The organism is Mycobacterium sp. NPDC050441, from assembly GCF_040655355.1.
In the GTDB taxonomy this organism is placed as follows: Bacteria; Actinomycetota; Actinomycetes; order Mycobacteriales; family Mycobacteriaceae; genus Mycobacterium.
In genome coordinates, this window is sequence record NZ_JBFAJS010000003.1 from 44,190 (window position 1) to 64,846 (window position 20,657).

The following is a 20,657-nucleotide window of genomic DNA, read 5'->3' on the forward strand; positions in this document are numbered from 1 at the left end:
GAATCTCATCTCGGCTCCCCCTGCCGACACACAACCCGCCAATGCGCCGCCGATCCGAAAGGCTCGGAGCCTCGCCAAGTCGATCGGCATTCACCGCGCCGCACAATCTCACTAAGAGCTGGCTGCGAACCCTCACAGCAAAAGCCTGCGCCTCCGTGCGGAGACCACCCATTCGACATCGACGTCAATTCAAGATTTTTGCCATGTTCGCGTTCAATCGCCATATTCGGCATCAATAGCGATTCCTGAATTTGCCAGAATTGCATGTACCGGTGAGTAAATCGGTGATGCCCAGGCAGAATTCATCCCGCGACTAGACAAGATTTCTTGGCTCGCTGGAATTCCACTGCGAGGCGGCGCAATACTCATCACACGCATTCGCAACACCGCGCCGCACACCAAAATCAGCCGTCCAGTCGGAAGGCACGGCTGACCGACGAAATGGATTCCAGATGACCGCTCCCCAACTCGATGCCGTCGCCCGCCGCAGCGTGACATTGGACGAAAGCCCAACCTGGTGGGACCCCGACAGCGAGTGCACGATCGTCGTGGCCCGCCCGGCCGTCGAGCGCGAACTGTGGAACGAATATGTTCGCGGAGCCCGGTCCAACTACCGCAAGCATGCGGTAGAGCAGGCATTGGACCTGAAAGCCCTACGAACAGGCGAGGATACGGCGCTGTTCTGTGTCGGGATCAACAGCTCAGGCCAAGTTGTCGGCGGCCTGCGGGCCAAGGGGCCGTATCGGAGCGTCGATGAAAGCCACGCCATCGTGGAATGGAGCGGGCAGCCCGCACTCGATGCGGTACGCAAGATGATCGCCGACCGCCTGCCCTTCGGAGTGGTCGAGATGAAGACCGCCTGGGTATGCGACGACCCAGAACAGAGTCGCGCGCTCACCGATACGCTGGCGCGCATGCCGCTGCATGCCATGACACTGTTGGACATTCAGTTTGGTATGGCCACCGCGGCCGCCTATGTGCTGAAGCGCTGGCTGTCATCCGGCGGAGTACTTGCAGCGAAGATCCCGGCGACGCCGTATCCAGACGAGCGATACCAGACCAAGATGATGTGGTGGGACAGCAGAACTTTCGCCAACCACGCCGATGCGGGGCAGCTGTCGCGGTACTTCGCCGAAGCCCAGCGAATCGGCGCGCACCCCCGAACCGCCGGCTTCGACGCCCTCACCGCCACCGGGGCGCAGCGATGATCCCCGAAAACGCCCAGGAAAGCGCCTCCACCGACATCGAGAATTCCCAATTGAGCGATCACACCGACCCCGATCAATATCGAGCGATCTTCGTCGACGGCGAAGATCATTCGGGTAGCACCCTCGACCAGTTGCGCCGGGACCCGCGTATCACCGTCATCGATGAATGCCGCCAGCAGCAAGCTGCATTGCGCACGCTGGTGCCTGCGGTCGACACCGAAATGCTCGACGAGCCGACCAGATGGGCGTACTACCCGTGGCGTCGATGCCTGGTCCACCTCCTGGGTCCGACCGCGTTCAATCGGTTACGCCTGGATCGCAACCGCAATCTGATCAGCGCCGAGGAACAACGGCGGTTGTCGCGCCTGAAGATCGGCGTCATCGGCCTCAGCGTCGGACACGCCATCGCCTACAACCTCGCCACCGAGGGACTGTGCGGCGAGATCCGACTCACCGACTTCGACGAACTGGAGTTGGCGAACCTCAACAGGGTGCCGGGCACAGTGTTCGACCTCGGCTTGAACAAGGCCATGGTGGCCGCACGCCGGATCGCCGAGATCGACCCGTATATCAAGGTTCGTATCGATCGCAATGGCGCGGTGCCGGAATCCATCGATCAGTTCCTGCGTGGCCTCGACATCGTCGTCGAGGAGTGCGACTCACTGGACGCGAAAGTCCTTGTCCGCGAGGCTGCCCGAGCCCGGCGTCTGCCAGTCCTGATGACCACCGGCGATCGTGGGCTGCTCGATGTCGAGCGGTTCGACCTGGAACCCGCACGGCCGATCCTCCACGGTCTGCTCGGCGATATCGCCGCCGGCGACCTGGCCGGACTCAGCAGCAAGGACAAGGTGCCCCACGTCCTGCGGATTCTCGACGCGCCTGAGCTCTCACCCCGGATGGCGGCCTCGCTGGTGGAGGTCGGCAAGACCCTGAGCACCTGGCCCCAACTCGCCGCGGAGGTCGTACTCGGGGCGACCGTCGTCGCCAATGCCGTGCGCCGCATCGGCCTGGACGAACCGATGCCGTCCGGGCGGGTGCGCGTCGACATCGCCGACGCGCTCGACCGCATCGGCGATCCGCTCCTCAGCGGATCGGCACCCGCACCGGCGTCCGTCCCCGCGGAACCCCAAACGCAACCGGCCGGGATGGCAGACATCCTCGCCGACGCGGCCGGCCGCGCACCTTCCGGCGGCAACGCCCAACCGTGGCGCATCGAGTCGAGCGACGACCGGATCAACCTCCGCTTGGCGACCGAGTACACCACCGCGATGGACGTCGGGTACCGCGGCAGCGCGGTGGCGCTGGGAGCGGCAGCGTTCAACGCCCGGGTGGCCGCCGCCGCGCACAACCTGACCGGGCACGTGCGATGGTCCCGCGGTGACGAGGGCACGCCCTTGCACGGAATCGCGGAGTTCACCCCGGGCAGTGCACCGGAGTTGGCCGAACTCTATGGACCGATGCTGGCCCGCGAGACCAATCGACTCCGGGGTAACTCGGCGCCGATCGCGGCCGACGTGCTCGACAGCCTGCGTGCCGCCGCCGGCAATGAGGGTGCCGAACTGACGATCCTCGACAAGCCCACCCAGATCGAAACCGCCGCAGGCATACTCGCCGAGACCGACCGGATCCGCTATCTGACGCCGACGCTGCACCGGGAGATGATGTCGGAACTCCGCTGGCCCGGCGATCCAGCGCCCGATACCGGTATCGAGGTGACGACACTCGGGTTGGACCCGGCCGACATGGTGGTGCTGGACATCCTGCGCCGACCCGAGGTGATGGCGAAGTTGTCGGACTGGAACGGCGGCGCGGCGCTCGGCGACGACACCTACGAGCGGGTCACCTCGAGCTCGGCGCTGGCGATCGTCAGAGTCCGGGGACGCCGCCTGACCGACTACGCACTGGCCGGATCGGCAGTCGAGGCCGTCTGGGTCGGTGCCCAACGGCACGGGCTGGCGGTTCAACCGGTGTCGCCGGTGTTCCTCTACGCCCACAACGACCGCGACCGCCAGGCGCTCTCGCCCGACCACGCCGATGCCCTGCGCGACCTGCAGTACGCTTTTCGTAGGTTGACCAGCACCGAGCGCGACGAATCACAGGCGCTGGTGCTCAGGTTGTCCTACGCGCCGCGTCCGACCGTACGCAGTCGTCGGCGCCGGGCCCGGGCGGGCTCGACGCCACAGTGCGGCTGAAGCGCGTGCTGAGGTATGGGCGGAGGTATCTGGTGTCAGGCAGCCTCGAACTGCTCGTCACATCGGTTGCCACGCAACTGATGGCGGTCGATGCCGCGACCTCGGTCACGGTGAGCCAACAGGTGCTGGCCGAACTGGTCTCGTTTTTCGACGTGGACGTGAGCTTCCTGCGTCACAACGATCACGAGGCGCACGCGACGCGCCTGGTGGCCGAGTGGCCGCCGCGCCCGCAGGACACGCCGACCGACCCGATCGCGATCATCCACTTCGCCGACGCCGACCCGGTGTTCGCGATGGCCGAGCACCTCAAGGAACCGGCGGTGTTCCGGCCGGAGCCGGCCACCGACGACTACCAGCGCACGATCGAGGCCGGACGCCATATCCCGAGCACGTCGATGGCCTGCGTTCCGCTGTTGTCCGCTGACGTCACCACCGGCGTGCTGGGGTTCGTCAAGTTCGGCGACCGCGAGTGGCTGCCCGCGGAACTCAACGCACTCAAGGCGATCGCATCGTTGTTCGCCCAGGTGCAGGCGCGCATCGAGGCCGAGGACCGGTTGCGTTACCTCGCGGATCACGACCACCTCACCGGGCTGAACAACCGACGAGCGCTCATGGCCCACCTGGAGGCCCGGCTGGCACCGGGCCAACCCGGTCCGGTCGCGGTGATGTTCTTCGACCTGGACCGGCTGAAGGCGATCAACGACTACCTGGGCCATACCGCCGGAGATGCCTTCATCAGCATCCTGGCCGAGCGGTTGCAGCGCGGCGACGACCAACCCAAGCTCATCGCGCGACTCGGTGGTGACGAGTTCGTCGTCGTCCCCGCGGCATCGATGACCGTCGAGGCGGCCACCGCACTGGCCTATCGGCTCCAGTCCGTGCTGCGCGAACGGGTGACCATCGACGGCGAGATGCTCACCCGCACCGTCAGCATCGGACTGGCCGAAGGAATGCCCGGCCGGGACTCCACATCCGATCTGCTCAACCGGGCCGACCACGCGGTGCTGACCGCCAAGAACTCAGGCGGCAATCGGGTCGCGGTGTTCTCCGATGCAATGGCGATGGAGATCGACTTCCGCAACGACATCGAGTTGCACCTGCAGAGCGTGATCGAGAGCGGCGCGCTCGTGCTGCACTACCTGCCCGAGATCGACATGCGTACCGGCGAGGTGCTGGCCGCCGAGGCCCTGGTCCGCTGGCAGCACCCGACCCGAGGACTGCTGTCCCCCGACTCTTTCATCGGTGTGGCCGAATCCATAAACCTGGCCGGCGAATTGGGACGCTGGGTGCTCCGGAACGCGTGCGCCGAGTTCGCCCGCTGGCGGTCCAACGGTGTCGGCCGCAACATCGTGCTGCGGATCAACGTGTCGCCGGTGCAGCTGGTGACCGACGGATTCGTCGAGTCGGTGGCCGGCGTCATGAAGGAGTTCCGCCTGCCGCGCGGATCGGTCTGCCTGGAGATCACCGAGAGCATCGTGGTGCAGGACATCGAAACCACCCGCTCGACCCTGACCGGACTGCACAAGGTGGGCGTGCAGGTGGCCATCGATGACTTCGGCACCGGCTACAGCGCGCTGTCGCTGTTGAAGTCCCTGCCGGTGGACACCCTCAAGATCGACCGCAGCTTTGTCGCCGGGCTCGGTTCGGACCCGGGCGATCTACCGATCGTGCGTGCGGTGATCGCCCTGGCCGGAGCTTTCGGCCTTCAACTGGTGGCAGAGGGGGTGGAGACCGAACGGGCCGCGCTGACGCTGTTGCGGCACGGCTGCTACCGCGCGCAGGGCTTCCTGCTGTCCAAGCCGATTCTCGGCCACGAGATGGCCTCGCTACTGGCCCGAGGGCGGGTACCGGTGCATTTCTCGGCCGCGCCGCGCATGTGAGCGACCCGACTCACGCTTCGAGTCGTGCACTCCACCGGAGCTGCAATAGGCCGCCCCCGCTCCGTCCCGGTCGACCTCCAGCAGCTCCACCCTGCCGAATCTGCTCGCGCTGTAACCGACCAGGCCTACCTGCACTAGCTTGCCGGGCTCGATGAGCTGAGCGGCCGCCGACTTCGAGGCACCATGCGGTTCGGTCGATACGGCCACGCCGTGGTGGGCCCGCAGGGCCAACGGACCGTCTGCGGTATCGATCACCGCGCCGACTACCTCGCCCTCCTCGAACACGAGGCGCTGCAGGGTGGCGTTGTCCACGGTCGGGATCTGCCGGTCGAGTGCCTGCGCCGACAACCAATCACCGAGCGCCGCTGCGGTGCCTGAGGCCGGCTCGGCGTCCAGCGCGCCCAGCATCTTGACCTGGATCTCCTCACCGGTGCCGGACGTCATCGAGGTGGTACCCCGGTCCGCCAACCGCGTGTAGAGCACGCCATACGGAGAAGTCAGGCATCGCTGTGCCCAGTCCTGCAGCCGAGCACCGTAGAACGGCGCGATCCGACCACGTCCGGAAACCGGGGTCCATTCACTGACCGCCCGGACCATCAGGGCGGTGTCGTACTCAGCGTCGGCGAGTGGTTTCAGGTCCGCAGACAGGGCATCGAAGTACGCGCGGGTCTCGGGATCCCCGACGCCCGCACCCAACCACGGCGTCTCCGGTCCGGGCGCTCCCGATCGAGGGGCTGCCGGACGCACGATATGCACGTCAAGCCCGGCATCCGCCGCCGCGACGGCCGCGGCCAACGCCCCGAAGCCCGAGCCACAGCAAACGACGTCGACTTCGTCATCCCACATCGGCTAGTGACACTCCGGACTTACCGACAACAGCTCCATCAAGATCGAATCACCTTGGGAGCGCCCTAAAGCTGGGGTTGCCACGGCCCGCACCGGGATTCGAGGGGGATTGCCGGTGCAGGCCATGGCAACGTTTCCAGGATAGCTCTTGGCTACCGCCAATCGGAATGGGGTGGCGCTCGCCACATTGCCCGCGGCCGTGGCGAACGCCACCGCCGGGCGGGCAACCCGCGACGAACCAAGAGTTATCACCCTAAGCACGATACATACCTTTAGAATGTTATGCACGTACGGTGAAGACTTTGAGTCTGCTGGTGGCGACGACGAAATCGGGACACGGCCGCCTGCCGATCAGAGTCAGGAAGGCCCCGTGGTGACTGAGCAGCTCGACCGGCGAGCAGAGCTGACCCGCCTCCAGATCCTGCAGGCGGCGGCGCGACAGTTCGCCCACACTCCCTACAGCCTGGTCAGCCTCGACGACATCCTCGCCGATGCCAACGTCACCAAGGGCGCGCTGTACTTCCACTTCCGGTCCAAACACGCACTGGCGGTCGCGATCGTCGAGCACCGGACCGAGCGCGGCCAGAAGGTGGTCGAGGACGTCCTGGCCCGCAACCTGTCCGGAGCCGAGACGTTGATCGATCTCTCGGGCCTGGTGGCCGCGGAAGACATCGGCGACCCTGTTGCCCGGGCATGCCTGAACCTCGTCGAGTCCATCGGCCGGACCGATGACCTGGGGCCGCGGGTGCTGAACGAATGGGTGCAGGGCTTCGCCGGTATCGCCAAACGGGCCATCGGCGAAGGCGACTTCACCGCCGACACAGACCCCGAGGCGGTCGCCCGGTTGTTGGTGTCGATATACCTGGGCGTGCGTCAGATCAGTGACCTCGACGATCCACCGCGGTTTCTCACCGACCTCGAGCACGGCTGGCTGCTCGCGATGCCCGGGTTCGTCGAGCCGGAGCGGCTCGGCTACCTCAAACAATTCATCCGCCGTCGCACCGCAGTGGGCATCAAGAAGGTGGCACCACTGCGCCACCGCACAAAATGATAGGAACGCCACAATGGCACGCCAGGCTCGATCCGAGCTGACCCGGCAGAAGATCATCTCCGCCGCCGTCGATCTGTTCAGCGAGCACGGCTATCCGGCAACCGGACTCGGCGACATCATCGCCCGGGCCGAGATGACCAAGGGCGCGCTGTACTACCACTTCGAGTCCAAGGAGTCGCTGGCCGAAGCAATCATCGGCGACGGCGGCACCGCCATGCTCACTACGTTCCGCGCCATCGCCGAATCCTCGTCGCCGGCTTTGGAAAACACCATCCACGGATTGTTCGTCGTGGCCGACTTCACCCGGTCGGACAAAGTCGCCCAGATCGGCATGCAACTGCTGCGAACGTTCAGCGGTATCAATGCCGCCGCCACCCGCGTGTACACGAGCTGGCTCGACGAGCTCACCGGACAGTTGACCCAGGCTGCCGATGAGGGCGACCTACGGGAAAACCTGGATGTCGTGAGCGCCGCCGAGGTGATCCTGGGCTCCATGCTGGGGGCCGAGGCACTCTCGCGCGCCACCACGACCGGCACCGACCTACGGGAACGCGTGGCCCGCACGTGGGAGCTGCTGCTGCCCGCGATCGTCAGTCGGGAGTCGCTGGACTACTTCCGCGAGTTCCTGGCACGCGAATCGCTGCGGCGGGCGAAGGCCGCGGGATAGCCCTACAGCTCGTCGGCCCACAACTGCTCGGTGAGGTCCTCGAACGTCGCCAGAGCGACCGGATCATCGCCGCGCAACAGCGCCGATTTGCTCATCCGCGCCCGCACGATCGACCCGTCGTGATGGACGAGATCGACGAGCAGGCCGGCGTTGGCCCGCATCACCGACACCGCTGACTCGTCGGCGGGCAGCGAGTGGAACACCTCAGCAAACGGCATGTTCTTGACCGCGTCGGCGCCGCGGCCCACCATCTCGCCGAAGGCACTGTTCGCGAAGAGGATGGTGCCGTCTTCGGCGATCGCCAACACCGGCACCGGGAACCTCTCCAGCACCACCAGGGCAGGCAGGTTCTGCAGCAGTGTCATAGGAGATTGGGGGTCCTGACCGCTTTGGCGACGATCCACGTTCTCGATTATCGCCTGTGACCTCGGCCAGGCACCACCGCCGCCCAGCAACGTCTGACCGCGTCGCACTCGCAGCGGGGCGGACGCGCTGAGCGGGGTGGTCTGCGCCACTTGACTAACTAGGTTTACTCTGTGGAGCGACACCAGCAGACAGGGGCAGGCATGGACCTGAAGTGGTCGACGAGCGACCAGGAATTCCGCGACGAAGTTCGCGACTTTCTCGCCGAGAATCTGACTCCCGAGCTCCGTCGCGCGGGTCAGTTGATGACCAGCGTGTATGCCGATCACGACGCCAGCATGGCCTGGCAGAAGATCCTCCACGAGCGGGGATGGGCGGCCCCGGCCTGGCCGGTGGAACACGGCGGCCGCAACTGGAGCCTGACCCAGCACTACATCTTCAGCCGCGAATCGACCCTGGCCGGTGCCCCGTCGCTTTCACCCATGGGCATCCGCATGGTCGCTCACGCCATCATCAAATTCGGTACACAGGCACAGAAGGACTACTTCCTTCCCGGCATCCTGACCGGTGAGGTGTTCTTCTGCCAGGGCTACTCCGAGCCCGAGGCCGGCTCCGACCTGGCCGCGCTGTCGATGGCCGCGGTGTCCGACGGTGATGACCTGGTGTGCACCGGCAGCAAGATCTGGACCACCCACGCGCAAGAGGCGAACTGGATGTTCGCCCTGGTGCGCACCACCCGTGGCGCCAAGAAGCAGCAGGGCATCACGTTCGTCCTGATCGACATGACCTCCCCCGGCATCGAGATCCGCCCGCTGGTCATGACTTCCGGCGAAGAGGTGCAGAACCAGGTCTTCTTCGACGAGGTTCGGGTACCGAAGTCCAATGTGATCGGGACGATCGACGACGGCTGGACCGTGGCCAAGTACCTACTGGAATTCGAGCGCGGCGGCGGCGCCAACGCGCCCGCCCTGCAGGTGCTGGGCGACGAAATCTCAGCAGCCGCCACCGAAATACCCGGACCCGCGGGGGGACCGCTGATCGACGACCCGGCGTTCAGCCGCCGGCTCGCCGACGCCCGGCTGCGCACCGATGTGCTGGAAATCCTGGAATACCAGGTACTGGCCGCGGTTGCCGAGGGCGGGCATCCCGGCACGGCGTCGTCGATGCTCAAGGTCCTGAGCACCGAACTGAGCCAGACCCTGACCGAACTGTCGATGGAAGCCGCCGGCCCACTCGCCCGCGCCTACCAGCCGCACGCCACCTATCCCGGCGGCCCGGTTGCCGAATACGAACCGCCCGCCGACGGGTATCACAGCGGAGCACCGTGGCAGGCGGTTGCCCCACTGCGCTACTTCAACGACCGGGCCGGCTCGATCTACGCCGGCAGCAACGAAATTCAGCGAAACATCCTCGCCAAGGCAGAACTGGGGCTCTAGATGGACTTCAACCTGACCAACGAACAGGAACTGCTGCGCGACGGGCTGACCAAGTTCCTGGCCAGTCGCTACGACCTGACGTCCAGCCGCGCCGCAGCCAAGACCGGCCCCGGCTGGCAGCCCGAGATCTGGCGGGGTTTCGCCGACGAACTCGGCATCCTGGGCGCCACGCTGCCCGAGGAGGCCGGCGGCATCGGCGGCGGCCCGGTCGAAACCATGGTCATCGCAGAGGCTTTGGGCCACGCCCTGGTGATCGAGCCGTTCGTCGACACCGTGGTGGTCGCCGGGGGCCTGCTGCACCGGTCCGGAGACGCAGCCGCCGCGGCGCTGTTGGAGGACATCGTCGCCGGAACGGCCGTCGTCGCCCTGGCAGCCACCGAACCGAGCTCCGGGGACAACTGGCGCGACGTGTCCACCACCGCGCGGCGCGACGGTGACGAGTGGGTGCTCGACGGCGCGAAGGTCATGGCCGTCAGCGCGCCCCTGGCCACCCACCTGCTGGTGACCGCACGTACCTCGGGGGAACGTGCCGACACCGACGGGATCTCCCTGTTTCTCATCGACACGGCCTCGCTGACAACGGGATTCACCGCGCACTCGTACCGCACGGTGGACGACCGCCGGGCTTCGGACCTTACCTTCGCGGACGTCCGGCTACCGGCCGGCGCGTTGCTGGGTGCCGAAGGCCAGGCCTGGCCGTCACTGGAGGCGGCCCGTGACGAGGGCGCCGCGGCGGTGTGCGCCGAGGCCGTGGGCGGGATGCGCAAGGTACTGGCCGACACGGTCGAGTACTGCAAACAGCGCCAGCAGTTCGGCCTGCCCATCGGTAGCTTCCAGGCGCTTCAGCACCGGATGGTCGACATGCACATGGAAGTCGAACAGGCTTCTGCGGCAGTCTATCTCGCAGTGCTGAACCTCGATGCCGAGCCCGCGCAACGCGCCAAGGCGGTGTCGGCGGCCAAGGCCACCATCGGCCGGGCCGCGCGCTTCGTCGGGCAGAACGCCGTGCAACTCCACGGCGGCATGGGTATGACCGAGGAACTGGCGATCGGTCACTACTTCAAGCGGCTGACCGCGGTGCAGTACGAGTTCGGTTCAACCGATTACCACGTCGGCCGCTACGCGGAGCTGACCCGAGCCTGACGCCGTGCGGCCGCGGCCTATCTGGTGTTGATGAGGCGCGCGACTCCGCGCATCACCGCCCGGGAGGCCTGATGCCGCACCTGATCCAGTGGCGACAGCCCCGGGCTCGCCGGCGCAGAGCCCAGCCGCGGGAACAACGCCAGCGCGTTGTTGCGGTTGATCGCCTGACGGGCAACCGCATCGAGCCCGTCGTACGTGTCCAGACCGGCGGCGAACAGCTGGCTCGCGGGCAACGGTGCGAACGGCCAATCGGAACCGAAAGTGATGTGGCCGGGGTTGGCGAACGCGAGCAGGGTGGGTAGCGCCGCGGCGCTCGACGACAACGCGGTGTCGAAGTAGAAACTCGCGAAGTCGTCGAGGATGTCCGCCGGGCTGCGGCCGGTATCCCCCATGATGGCCACCGCCATGCGGTGCGAGGCATACGGGACGAATCCGCCGGCGTGGCTCAGGATGAACTTGATGTTCGGGTACTTGCGCCGGATTCCATTGCGCACCAGCAGATAAGCAGCCCTGGTGGTGTCGAGGAGAAAGTCCGTCGCGAACGGCGGGACATCGGGCACCGTCGGTGCGGGAAGATCGGCCGGATGGATGAAGACCACAGCGGACCGGATGTCGAGCGCGGCCCACAATTCGTCCTGTCCATCCTGTCCGAGGTAGGTTCCGGCGTTGTTGGCCAGGAGCACCACCCCATCTGCCCCGAGTGTGTCAAGGGCGCGGATGGCCTCCGATGTCGCCGCTTCGACGTGCGGCATCGGCAGCGTCGCGAAGAAACCGAACCGGTCAGACTGCGAGGCGAACAGTTCGGCCCCGAAGTCGTTGAGATCTATGGCAAGTGCGGCGGCATCGGCCTGGTTCGACAGGAAGGTGGTGCCCGGCGTCGACACCGACAGGATCGCGGTGGCTACATCGAGCTCGGCCATGGTCTGCAACGAGCCCTCCGGGCTCCACTCCGGCAACGCGCGTCCGCCGGCATCGTCGATCCCGGCCTTCTGCAAAGCCTTTCGATAGGCGGGCGGAATCATGTGGTGGTGGGTATCGATTCGATTCATGATCGTCCTTCCCTAGCTGTCGGCGATGCCGGCACCGGCCAGCGCCGGGACGCTGTCCTCGGCTCGTAGTAGCGAGCGGGCGCCAACCTTGAACTGGGCGAGTTTGTCGATGACGGTCTGTCCCTCCGGTGTGTGCCCCCAGATGCTGATGCCCTGGTGGGTGGCGGGTTCCCAGGTCGCCTCGTCGACAACCAACGGATTCCACCCCACCTCCCATTCAAACCCTGACGGGGTCATCGCGTAATAGGAAAGTTCCCGGTCGTTGGTGTGCTGCCCGACCCCCAACGCCATGCCGAAACCGAGTTCCCTGATCCGTTGGTACGACGTGGTCATGTCGTCGAGGTCGACCACCTGGACGTTGAGGTGCTGGATGCGGGTGCGGATCGGGTTGATGGGCAGGCGGTTCACCGAGGCGATGGCCACCGAGTGGTGGCGCTGATTGACCCGCAGGAACCGGATCTTGACCTTGACGCCACTGATCGTCTCATCGATGTAGTCGGACAACCGGGCGTCGAACACGGTGTTGTAGTAGCCGCGCACCTGCTGTGGCTTCTTGGTGGTGATCGCCACGTGGCCGATACCGCAGTCACCCGTCACGAACCCGCCGCGCACCGTCATCCGCAGTGGTGTGACGGCGGGACGAGCGCGGGTGAAGATCTCCTGCGTCAACCCGTTGGGTCCCGGGAACCGCACCAGCCGTTCCACTCCCCGCAGCGCGGCGTCATCTGCGCTGCCTGCGGTCACCGGCACACCGTGCCGCACGACGCGTCCGACGATGTCGTCGAACGTGGCGTGGTCATCGACCTGCCATCCGAGCGCGGTCACATCCTCGGCCGGCCCGCGCTGCAGCAGGAAGCGGCTTTCGTGGTCGTCGAGCCGGAACCGAAGGACGTCTCCCGATGAGTCGTCCACGTGCATGCCGACCCCGTCACGGCCGAAACGCCGCCAATCGCTGAACTTCTCGGTTTCGATGACGACATAGCCGAGGTGGACGTTGCCGAATACGCTAGGCATGAGCGAGCTTCGAATCCGGACCGAGAAACTCGGTGACGAGTTGATTGAAGAACTCGGAGCGTTCCCACTGCATCCAGTGACCGGTGTGCGAGGTCATCACCAGCTCGGCATTGGGCATGGCGTTCAGCAGCATCGGGCCACCGGACGGCCGGTTCACCTTGTCGTCGCGGCCCCACAGGATCAGTGTGGGCGTCCGCAGGCTCTTGAGCCGGTTGTCGCGGGTGAGATCCATGCGCCACAGCGTGCGCAACGCTGTCGGTCCCGACGGCCGGGTCAGCGGTGGATCGGCCACCACCTCGGGATCGATGGATGCCCGATACCGCAGGTCGATCAGATCATCCGGCACTGAATTACCGTCGTACACCAGGTAGTTGCGAATGAAGGTGGCCAGCTTGTCGCGGCTGGGGCCGTCGCCGGTGTAGTAGGACAGCAGGCTGCCCAATCCCGCGGTCGGCAGTGCGCGGGTGGTGCCGATTCCGCCGGGGCCCATCAGTACCAGCCTGTTCACCCGATGCGGGGTGTCCAGCGCCAGCCGCAACGCGGCGGCGCCACCGTAGGAGTTGCCGATCAGATGTGCGGTCTCGATGCCCAGTTCGTCGAGCAGGCCGCGGATCATGTCGGCGAGATAGCCGAACGGATCGCTCTTGTCGATGCCTTTCGCCGAGCGGCCGTAGCCGGGCATATCGGGCACGATGACCCGGAAATGTGCTGCGAGAGCGTCGATGTTGCGCCCATAGTTGGACATCCCGGAGGCGCCCGGCCCGCCACCGTGCAGCATGACCACGGCAGGGCCCGCACCGGCTTCGGCGAAGAAGATCTGCTTTCGTGCGACGGTGACGGTGTGTTCGGCAACTTCGGTGGTGGTCATGCGCGGGCTCCAGTCTTGGTCGGTGCCAGCTGGTAGCCGGCCGGAGGTGCGGGTAGCGGCCTCCCGGAATCAGCTGCGGTGTAGATGAATCCGTCGGGGCGCAATACCACGGCGGCAGCCTTCTTTCGTTGCAGCCAGTCGATCAAGGTGCCGTCGGGATCGCGGACCGCCCCCGGTCTGATGCGGTCGGCCTGGGGGCCGGTCAACCCGATGACAGGCACATCCAGGTCTACCCAGGCCTGCGCGCCCACCGGCGCTACGTCGGTGTGGAGCACCGCCCATCCCGCTGCGGCGACATCATCAAGGCGGCGCCGCGTGCCTGTGTCGTCGATCACCCACGGCTGCGGGATCTGCCAGCCCACGGCTCGATTGCCGGTCCGGGCGAACAGACCGTCGTCGTACCGGGCATCCGGGATCCAATAGCGCTTCTGACCTCCGCGCAACACCCCGGGAATCTTGGTCAATGCCCGCAGGCTGTGGTTGCGTACCGCGGCGATCAGTCGATTGCGCTCGGTGATCACGCGGCCGACGAGACAGGCCCGGCGGGTGACTTCGACGACGTGCGGTTTGCGTTCTGCCTCATAGGAATCCAGGAGCGTATCCGGTGCCCGGCCGGACAGCACCGCGGCGAGCTTCCAGCACAAGTTGGCCGCGTCACGCACCCCGGCCGACATGCCCTGACCGATCCACGGCGGCATGGCGTGCGCAGCGTCGCCGGCCAGGAAGATACGCCCGACCCGCCAGCGATCGGCAACCCGGACATGGTGGCTGTAGACCACAGCCCTGAGGATCTCGACGTTGTCGCGGGTGATCCCCTGATCCTCCAACATCTTCCAGATCTCGAACTCGCTGACCAGCGTCTGCTCGTCCTCGCCGGCCCGCGCCGGGTACTCCCACCGGTGGTGCCCCAGCGGCGTCGGGCAGTCGACGGTGGGACGGTCCGGATTGCAGTGGAACCGGAGCCGGTCGTGGGCATCCCATTCTTTGTGCACCTTGGTATCGATCACGACCCATCGTTCGGCATAGGTGTTACCCGAATAGCCGATGCCCAACTGCCCACGCGTCGGGGAGGATCCGCCGTCGGCGGCGATCACATATGAGGCCCGCACCCGCTTGAACGTGTCGGCGCGAAGGTCGGCGAGCATCAGCTCAACGTGGTCCGATTTGGCCAGCACGCGCAGACATTCGTGTTCGAGCAGCACCTCGACGGTGTCGAAGCGTGCCGCGCCCTCGCGCAGGACGTGGTCGACCGCGGGCTGGTAGATGAACTGCTGAGGCGGATGGCCCGAACCTCGCGAGGCGATCGTGGTCTCGATGAAGGCCACACCGCCGGCGTCGACGAATGCCGCGGGCCGGTCAGGCAGCATGTCCTGCTGCAACCGTTCCGCGAGGCCGACCGACTGCCAGATGCGCAGCACCTCCTCGTCGGTACTGATCGCCCGGGCCCTGCCGTAGACGTCTGGATCCCGTTCGATCACCACAACAGTCAGGCCGAGCCGGCCGAGCAGGTTCGCCGCGGTGGCACCGGTTGGGCCGTAGCCGATGATCGCGACGTCGTAGGTGTCCTGAACGTTCACTGCCGCCTCCGGTTGTTCTGTAGTGATCGATACGGTAGTGTAATGATCACTACAGAGTCAACACCCAGGAGCGGAAGATGTCGGAAGCACCCAAAGCTCGCCGCAAGCGCGCCGACGGCGAACTGTCGCGCGAACGAATCCTGGACGCCGCCACCGAGATTGCGTCCGAGCGTGGCTACGAGGGCACCAGCATCGGGCTGGTCAGCAAGAAGTGCGGGTTGCCGGCCAGCTCCATCTACTGGCATTTCAAGGACAAGGACGACCTGCTTGCCGCGGTCATCGAGCGCAGTTTCGGTTCGTGGCTGAACGCATGGCGCCTCCCCGAAGGGGGCGAGCCGCGGGAGCGGATCAGTGCCCTCGCCACGCAGATCGCCAAGGCCCTGCTCGACTCCCCCGACTTCATCCGCCTCGGGCTCATGCTGGCCCTGGAACGGCGCCCGGTGGAACCTCGGGCGCGCGAGATGTTCATCCAGGCACGAGCACAGGCCGCTGCATCGCTGCATGAGGCGCTCAGCGAATTCACCGTGGGACTCGACGACGCACAGATTCACCTGCTGGTGACCTACGCGATCGCCGGTGCCGACGGACTGTTCGTCGCCAAAGAGATCGGCGGCGACTCGGTCGACCTGTTGGCGTTGTTCGAGATGCACGCCCAGGCCCTGTACGACACCGCCCTTCGACTGATCGCCGCGAACTCCGGGGAAAGCGCATCGTGACAGGAAGCAGATGGCCGGTGGCCATCATCGGCTCGGGCAACATCGGCACCGATCTCATGCTCAAGATCCTGCGCAGCGACGGTCCGCTGATGATGGGGGCGATGATCGGGATCGACCCGGCATCCGATGGCCTGACCCGCGCCGCGCGGCTGGGTGTGCCGACCACCGCGGCCGGTATCGACGGCCTGCTCACCATGCCGAATTTCGGTGAGATCAAACTGGTTTTCGACGCCACCTCAGCCGATGCGCACCAGGCGAACTGGGCCAGGCTCGAACCCACCGGGGTGCGGGTCCTCGATCTCACGCCCGCCGCCACCGGCCCGTACTGCGTGCCGGTGGTCAACCTCGACGATCACCTCGGGGCGCGCAACCTGAACATGGTCACCTGCGGTGGGCAGGCCACCGTACCGATCGTGGCAGCTGTCGCCCGGTCCGGAAGGGTGTCGTACGCCGAGATCATCTCCTCGATCTCCGCCAAGTCCGCCGGTCCCGGTACCCGGGCCAACATTGACGAATTCATCGAAACCACTTCGACGGCACTACAAGTCGTGGGTGGCGCACAGCGGGCCAAGGCGGTGATGATCCTGAACCCGGCCGACCCGCCGGTCATGATGCGCAACACCGTCTACTGCCTGGTCGAGGGCGAGCCCGACCACGCCCTCATCGACAATGACATCGCCGCCATGGTCAAGAAGGTCAGCGACTACGTACCGGGCTATCGCCTCAAGCAGGCCGTGCAATTCGAAACATTCAGCAGCCGGCATCCGCTGCGGATCCCCGAGACCGGCGACTTCACCGGCACCCGCGTCACCGTCATGCTCGAAGTCACCGGGGCCGCCCACTATCTCCCGGCCTACGCAGGCAACCTCGACATCATGACGTCAGCGGCCAAGGCGACTGCCGAGCGCATCGCCACCATGGCGGAAACCGCGCGAGTGTCAGCATGATTCACAACCTGTACGTCAGCGACGTCACTCTCCGCGACGGTATGCACGCGGTGCGCCACCGGTACAGCATCGATCAGACCGTCTCGATTGCCCGGGCGCTGGACACCGCGGGCGTGGACTCCATCGAGGTGGCCCACGGAGACGGGCTCGGCGGATCGAGCTGCATCTACGGCTTCGGCGCACACACCGACCTGGCGTGGATCGAGGCCGTGGCCGGCGTCGTCTCCAGAGCCGCGGTGGCGACACTGGCGCTTCCCGGGATCGGCACCGTGCGCAACCTCCGAGAGGCCCACCACGCGGGGGCCACCGTCGTACGTGTCGCCACCCACTGCACGGAAGCCGACATCTCCGCGCACCACCTCACCGCAGCGCGCGAGCTCGGGATGGACGCCGTCGGCTTCCTGATGATGAGCCACCTGACATCGCCGGCCGGCCTGGCCGAGCAGGCTTCGTTGATGGAGAGCTATGGCGCAACGTGCGTGTACGTGGTCGACTCGGGCGGAGCGATGACCATGTGCGATATCACCGAACGCGTCGATGCCCTACGTCAGACCCTGTTGCCGACAACCGAAATCGGTATTCACGCCCACCACAATCTGTCCTTGGGTGTGGCCAACTCCATCGTGGCCGTCGAGCACGGAGCCAATCGGGTGGATGCCTCGCTGACCGGCATGGGAGCCGGCGCCGGCAATGCACCGCTGGAGGTGTTCATCGCCGTGGCCGACAAGCTGGGCTGGGAGCACCGCTGCGATCTGCACGGCCTGCAGGACTCCGCCGACGATATCGTGCGGCCACTGCAGGACCGGCCGGTCCGGGTCGACCGGGAAACCCTCACACTGGGGTACGCCGGGGTGTACTCCAGCTTCCTGCGCCACGCCGAGGCCGCGGCCGCCCGCTACGACATCGACGCACGCAGCCTGCTCGAAGAGGCCGGCCGGCGCGGCATGGTCGGTGGGCAGGAAGACATGCTCGCCGACATCGCGCTGGATCTGACCACATCGATCGAGCCTGCCGGCACCGGGCATCCGTAGTCTGGACCGGGTGAGCGTGCGGGGATGGCTGCTACTGGGCGCCATGAGCCTCATCTGGGGTATCCCATACCTGCTGATCAAGATCGCCGTCGACGGTGTCTCGGTGCCCGTGTTGGTCCTGGCACGCACGGCCGTCGGCGCAGCAGTGCTGTTGCCGCTGGTGATGTCGCGCGCCGCCTGGGCGCCGGTGCTGCAGCATTGGCGGCCCGTGCTGGCCTTCGCGTTCTTCGAGATCATCGCGGCGTGGTTCCTGCTGTCGGACGCCGAACGCCATCTGAGCAGCTCGCTGACGGGTCTGCTGATCGCCACCGCCCCGATCATCGCCGCGGTACTCGACCGGCTCACCGGTGGAGAACGGTTGAGCCCCAAGCGAATCACCGGCCTCGGCATCGGCCTGGCCGGTGTGGCCGTGCTCGCCGGGCCCGGCCTCGCCGGTGGGCACGGCTGGCCGATCGCCGAAGTGCTTTTGGTGGCAACGTGTTACGCGATCGCTCCGCTGATTGCCGCGCGCTACCTGGGTGACGTGCCCGCCCTTCCGCTGACCGCGGCCTGCCTATCGCTGGCGGCGCTCATCTACGCCGCCCCGGCGCTGCTGACCTGGCCCGAGCAGATGCCGTCACAGCGTGTGCTGCTGGCGTTGGCCGCGCTCGCCGTGATCTGCACGGCACTGGCGTTCGTGGTGTTCTTCGCGCTGATCCGCGAGGTCGGCGGCGCGCGGGCGTTGGTGTTCACCTACGTCAACCCGGCCGTTGCGCTGGCCGCCGGGGTCATCGTGCTCGGTGAGCCGCTGACCGCGTACAACGTCGCCGGGCTGGCGCTGATCCTCGCCGGATCGATCCTGGCGACCCGCACGCCACGCGATCCCGATCCGCAGCCCGAAGCCGAAGTCAGTCGCGCAGGCCCGCGCTGAGCATCTCCTCGATCGACACGAATTTCACCCGTGTCCGTGCGGCCTGCGCACCGCGGTCCCGTTCGGCGGCATCGATCGCGCGCCAACCCGGCCAGCCGACCGGCTCGGCTCGCCGTGCGGCCAACAGCGCATCGAGCGACTCGCGATCCTCGACGTCACGGGTCAGCAGACCGGCGCCGAAATCCGCCCACAGCTGGGCAACGGTCTGCTCGGCGCACAACCGGTTCGTGCCGATCACCCCACGGGGTCCGCGCTTGATCCATCCCGTCACATAAGTGCCGGGCACCGGTCCGCCGTCGACGACACGACCGGAATCGTTGGGTACGGTTCCTGAATCCTCGTCGTAGGGCAGTCCCGCGACGGGCAGACCCCGGTATCCGATCGACCGCAGGATCAACGACGCCTCGATCACTTCGGTGCCGCATCGGTCGCTGCTGATCTGGAGTCCTTCGGCCCGGCCGGCACCCAGGATGGCGACCGGAGTGGTACCGAAGCGGAACACCACGCGCTTGTTTCCGGGTATCGGGCTGCGCTGCGCGTATTCGCGGGCGATGGCGAGCTTGAATGATGTTTCCACGTCGTCGTGCTCGTCATCCGCGGGAAGATCCGCAGGGTCCACGATCACGTCGACACCCTCGAGATGCCCGAGAGCCAGCAACTCCCCCGCCGAGAACGCAGCATGGCCGATACCGCGCCGGGCCAGGATCACCACTTCCCGAATGGCACTGTCCGCCAAGGCATCCAGCGTGTGCTGGGCGATGTCGGTGGCAGCCAGCGCATCACGGTCCATCAACAACACCCTGGCGACATCCAGGGCAACGTTGCCGTTGCCGACGATGACGGCCCGCTCGCCCGACAGATCGAACTGGTGGCCGGCGTGATCAGGGTGGCCGTTGTACCAGCCGACGAACTCGGCCGCGGCGTGGTGCCCCGTCAGGCCCTCGCCGTCGATGCCAAGCCTCCGGCTGGTCGCCGCGCCCACCGCGTAGATCACCGCGTGGTGATGGGCCAACAGCTCCTCGTGGTTGATGGTGCGGCCGACCTCGACGTTGAAATGACTGGCGAAGCGCGGGTTGGTGAACGCCCGCTCGAAGATGTCGACCACCGACTTGGTGTGCTGGTGATCGGGTGCCACGCCCGCCCGGATCAGGCCGAACGGCGTGGGCAAGCGCTCGAAGAGGTTGATCTCCACACCGTCGACATCGATCAGCTCGGCGGCGGCATAGCAGGCGGCCGGCCCCGATCCGACGATAGCCACCCGCAGTGATCCCGCGGCGACCGGTGCGCGCGACAGTGCCGCCGGTACGGTCACCGGCTCGAGCGGATGGCGTTCGAAATAGGCGGCATTGAGGTCCTTGAACCGCTGCAGGTCGCGAGGCAGGTCCTCTTCGTAGTGGATCGCCCCTACCGGGCATTCCTCGAAGCATGCTCCGCAGTCGATGCACGATTCCGGATCGATGTAGAGCATCTCGGCTGACGCCGAATCCAGACCGCCCTCAGCCGGACGTATGCAGTCCACCGGGCACACCGGAACGCAGCTGGCGTCCTTGCAGCAGTTCTGAGTAATCACGTACGCCATCAGACCTCCCCTTTTCAGATCCCCAGGGATGGTACTGGACACTTGTCTGGTTTTGCGACTCGAAAGTCGTCAATACCCGCCGGGCAGCAATCGAACGGCACGAAGGACGGTGCTGAAAATGTGTTGATACAGGCAGTTTCACTCCGCGATTGCCAATCGTGGCGCAGGTCTATATCTTGG

General features: G+C 66.3%; 18 protein-coding genes. 11 read left to right on the forward strand and 7 right to left on the reverse strand.

Translation table 11 applies throughout. The features are described from left to right. Positions 1–452: 452 nt before the first annotated feature. The 3 genes from AB0I14_RS09215 to AB0I14_RS09225 are packed head-to-tail and all read left to right on the forward strand — an operon-like array spanning position 453 to position 5,280. Positions 453–1,208 carry a hypothetical protein gene (locus AB0I14_RS09215; RefSeq protein WP_358019242.1) on the forward strand — a complete coding sequence of 252 codons (756 nt, stop codon included), beginning with the start codon at positions 453–455 and terminating at the stop codon, positions 1,206–1,208. Then, positions 1,205–3,400 (forward strand): Rv1355c family protein, encoded by a 2,196-nt coding sequence (locus AB0I14_RS09220; RefSeq protein ID WP_358019245.1) that lies wholly within the window; start codon positions 1,205–1,207, stop codon positions 3,398–3,400. The genes AB0I14_RS09215 and AB0I14_RS09220 overlap by 4 nt, the downstream gene beginning before the upstream one ends. A gap of 32 nt (positions 3,401–3,432) precedes the next feature. Beyond that, complete coding sequence (locus AB0I14_RS09225) at positions 3,433–5,280, forward strand: EAL domain-containing protein (protein WP_358019248.1); 1,848 nt, start codon at positions 3,433–3,435, stop codon at positions 5,278–5,280. On the opposite strand, the gene AB0I14_RS09230 is transcribed toward AB0I14_RS09225, so the two are convergent. Continuing rightward, positions 5,227–6,126: an FAD-binding protein gene (locus tag AB0I14_RS09230; protein WP_358019251.1), complete on the reverse strand. Its 900-nt coding sequence runs from the start codon at positions 6,124–6,126 to the stop codon at positions 5,227–5,229. The genes AB0I14_RS09225 and AB0I14_RS09230 overlap by 54 nt on opposite strands. A 373-nt stretch (positions 6,127–6,499) precedes the next feature. Between AB0I14_RS09230 and AB0I14_RS09235 the strand changes: the two genes are divergently transcribed. Both AB0I14_RS09235 and AB0I14_RS09240 read left to right on the forward strand, forming a co-directional pair. Beyond that, positions 6,500–7,177, forward strand: coding sequence for a TetR/AcrR family transcriptional regulator (locus tag AB0I14_RS09235; RefSeq protein ID WP_358019254.1), 678 nt, complete (start codon positions 6,500–6,502; stop codon positions 7,175–7,177). Positions 7,178–7,190: 13 nt separating this feature from the next. Next, complete coding sequence (locus AB0I14_RS09240; RefSeq protein WP_358019257.1) at positions 7,191–7,844, forward strand: ScbR family autoregulator-binding transcription factor; 654 nt, start codon at positions 7,191–7,193, stop codon at positions 7,842–7,844. 2 nt (positions 7,845–7,846) lie between these two features. Here the strand turns inward: AB0I14_RS09240 and AB0I14_RS09245 are convergent, their stop codons facing one another. Continuing rightward, a complete protein-coding gene (locus AB0I14_RS09245) occupies positions 7,847–8,209 on the reverse strand; it encodes a PAS domain-containing protein (RefSeq protein WP_358019260.1) in 363 nt (120 codons plus the stop codon). A 201-nt stretch (positions 8,210–8,410) separates the two neighbouring features. On the opposite strand from AB0I14_RS09245, the gene AB0I14_RS09250 reads away from it, so the two are divergent. Together AB0I14_RS09250 and AB0I14_RS09255 are read left to right on the forward strand one after the other, a co-directional pair. After that, positions 8,411–9,643, forward strand: a complete 1,233-nt coding sequence (locus AB0I14_RS09250) for an acyl-CoA dehydrogenase family protein (protein ID WP_358019263.1) — start codon at positions 8,411–8,413, stop codon at positions 9,641–9,643. Beyond that, positions 9,644–10,786 carry an acyl-CoA dehydrogenase family protein gene (locus AB0I14_RS09255; RefSeq protein WP_358019266.1) on the forward strand — a complete coding sequence of 381 codons (1,143 nt, stop codon included), beginning with the start codon at positions 9,644–9,646 and terminating at the stop codon, positions 10,784–10,786. It begins immediately after the preceding gene. A 17-nt stretch (positions 10,787–10,803) separates the two neighbouring features. Here the strand turns inward: AB0I14_RS09255 and AB0I14_RS09260 are convergent, their stop codons facing one another. The 4 genes from AB0I14_RS09260 to AB0I14_RS09275 are packed head-to-tail and all read right to left on the reverse strand — an operon-like array spanning position 10,804 to position 15,294. After that, positions 10,804–11,835, reverse strand: a complete 1,032-nt coding sequence (locus tag AB0I14_RS09260) for an amidohydrolase family protein (protein WP_358019269.1) — start codon at positions 11,833–11,835, stop codon at positions 10,804–10,806. Positions 11,836–11,847: 12 nt separating this feature from the next. Further along, complete coding sequence (locus AB0I14_RS09265) at positions 11,848–12,849, reverse strand: VOC family protein (RefSeq protein ID WP_358019272.1); 1,002 nt, start codon at positions 12,847–12,849, stop codon at positions 11,848–11,850. Then, positions 12,842–13,717, reverse strand: a complete 876-nt coding sequence (locus AB0I14_RS09270) for an alpha/beta fold hydrolase (RefSeq protein ID WP_358019275.1) — start codon at positions 13,715–13,717, stop codon at positions 12,842–12,844. Before AB0I14_RS09270 ends, AB0I14_RS09265 begins: the two co-directional genes overlap by 8 nt. After that, positions 13,714–15,294 carry a bifunctional 3-(3-hydroxy-phenyl)propionate/3-hydroxycinnamic acid hydroxylase gene (locus AB0I14_RS09275; protein ID WP_358019278.1) on the reverse strand — a complete coding sequence of 527 codons (1,581 nt, stop codon included), beginning with the start codon at positions 15,292–15,294 and terminating at the stop codon, positions 13,714–13,716. Before AB0I14_RS09275 ends, AB0I14_RS09270 begins: the two co-directional genes overlap by 4 nt. A 77-nt stretch (positions 15,295–15,371) precedes the next feature. Here AB0I14_RS09275 and AB0I14_RS09280 point away from each other — a divergent pair, with 77 nt between their 5' ends. From AB0I14_RS09280 to AB0I14_RS09295, 4 genes are read left to right on the forward strand one after another with little or no spacing between them, the layout of a single operon-like run. Continuing rightward, a complete protein-coding gene (locus AB0I14_RS09280; RefSeq protein WP_358019281.1) occupies positions 15,372–16,010 on the forward strand; it encodes a TetR/AcrR family transcriptional regulator in 639 nt (212 codons plus the stop codon). 17 nt (positions 16,011–16,027) lie between these two features. Then, on the forward strand, positions 16,028–16,957 hold the full coding sequence (locus AB0I14_RS09285) for an acetaldehyde dehydrogenase (acetylating) (RefSeq protein WP_358021170.1): 930 nt from the start codon (positions 16,028–16,030) through the stop codon (positions 16,955–16,957). Further along, positions 16,954–17,988 carry a 4-hydroxy-2-oxovalerate aldolase gene (dmpG, locus tag AB0I14_RS09290; RefSeq protein WP_358019285.1) on the forward strand — a complete coding sequence of 345 codons (1,035 nt, stop codon included), beginning with the start codon at positions 16,954–16,956 and terminating at the stop codon, positions 17,986–17,988. Before AB0I14_RS09285 ends, dmpG begins: the two co-directional genes overlap by 4 nt. A gap of 10 nt (positions 17,989–17,998) precedes the next feature. Continuing rightward, positions 17,999–18,898, forward strand: a complete 900-nt coding sequence (locus tag AB0I14_RS09295) for a DMT family transporter (RefSeq protein ID WP_358019288.1) — start codon at positions 17,999–18,001, stop codon at positions 18,896–18,898. Here AB0I14_RS09295 and AB0I14_RS09300 read toward each other — a convergent pair. After that, positions 18,876–20,477, reverse strand: a complete 1,602-nt coding sequence (locus AB0I14_RS09300; RefSeq protein WP_358019291.1) for an FAD-dependent oxidoreductase — start codon at positions 20,475–20,477, stop codon at positions 18,876–18,878. The two genes, AB0I14_RS09295 and AB0I14_RS09300, sit on opposite strands and share 23 nt — an antisense overlap. Between the last annotated feature and the right edge of the window lie 180 nt (positions 20,478–20,657).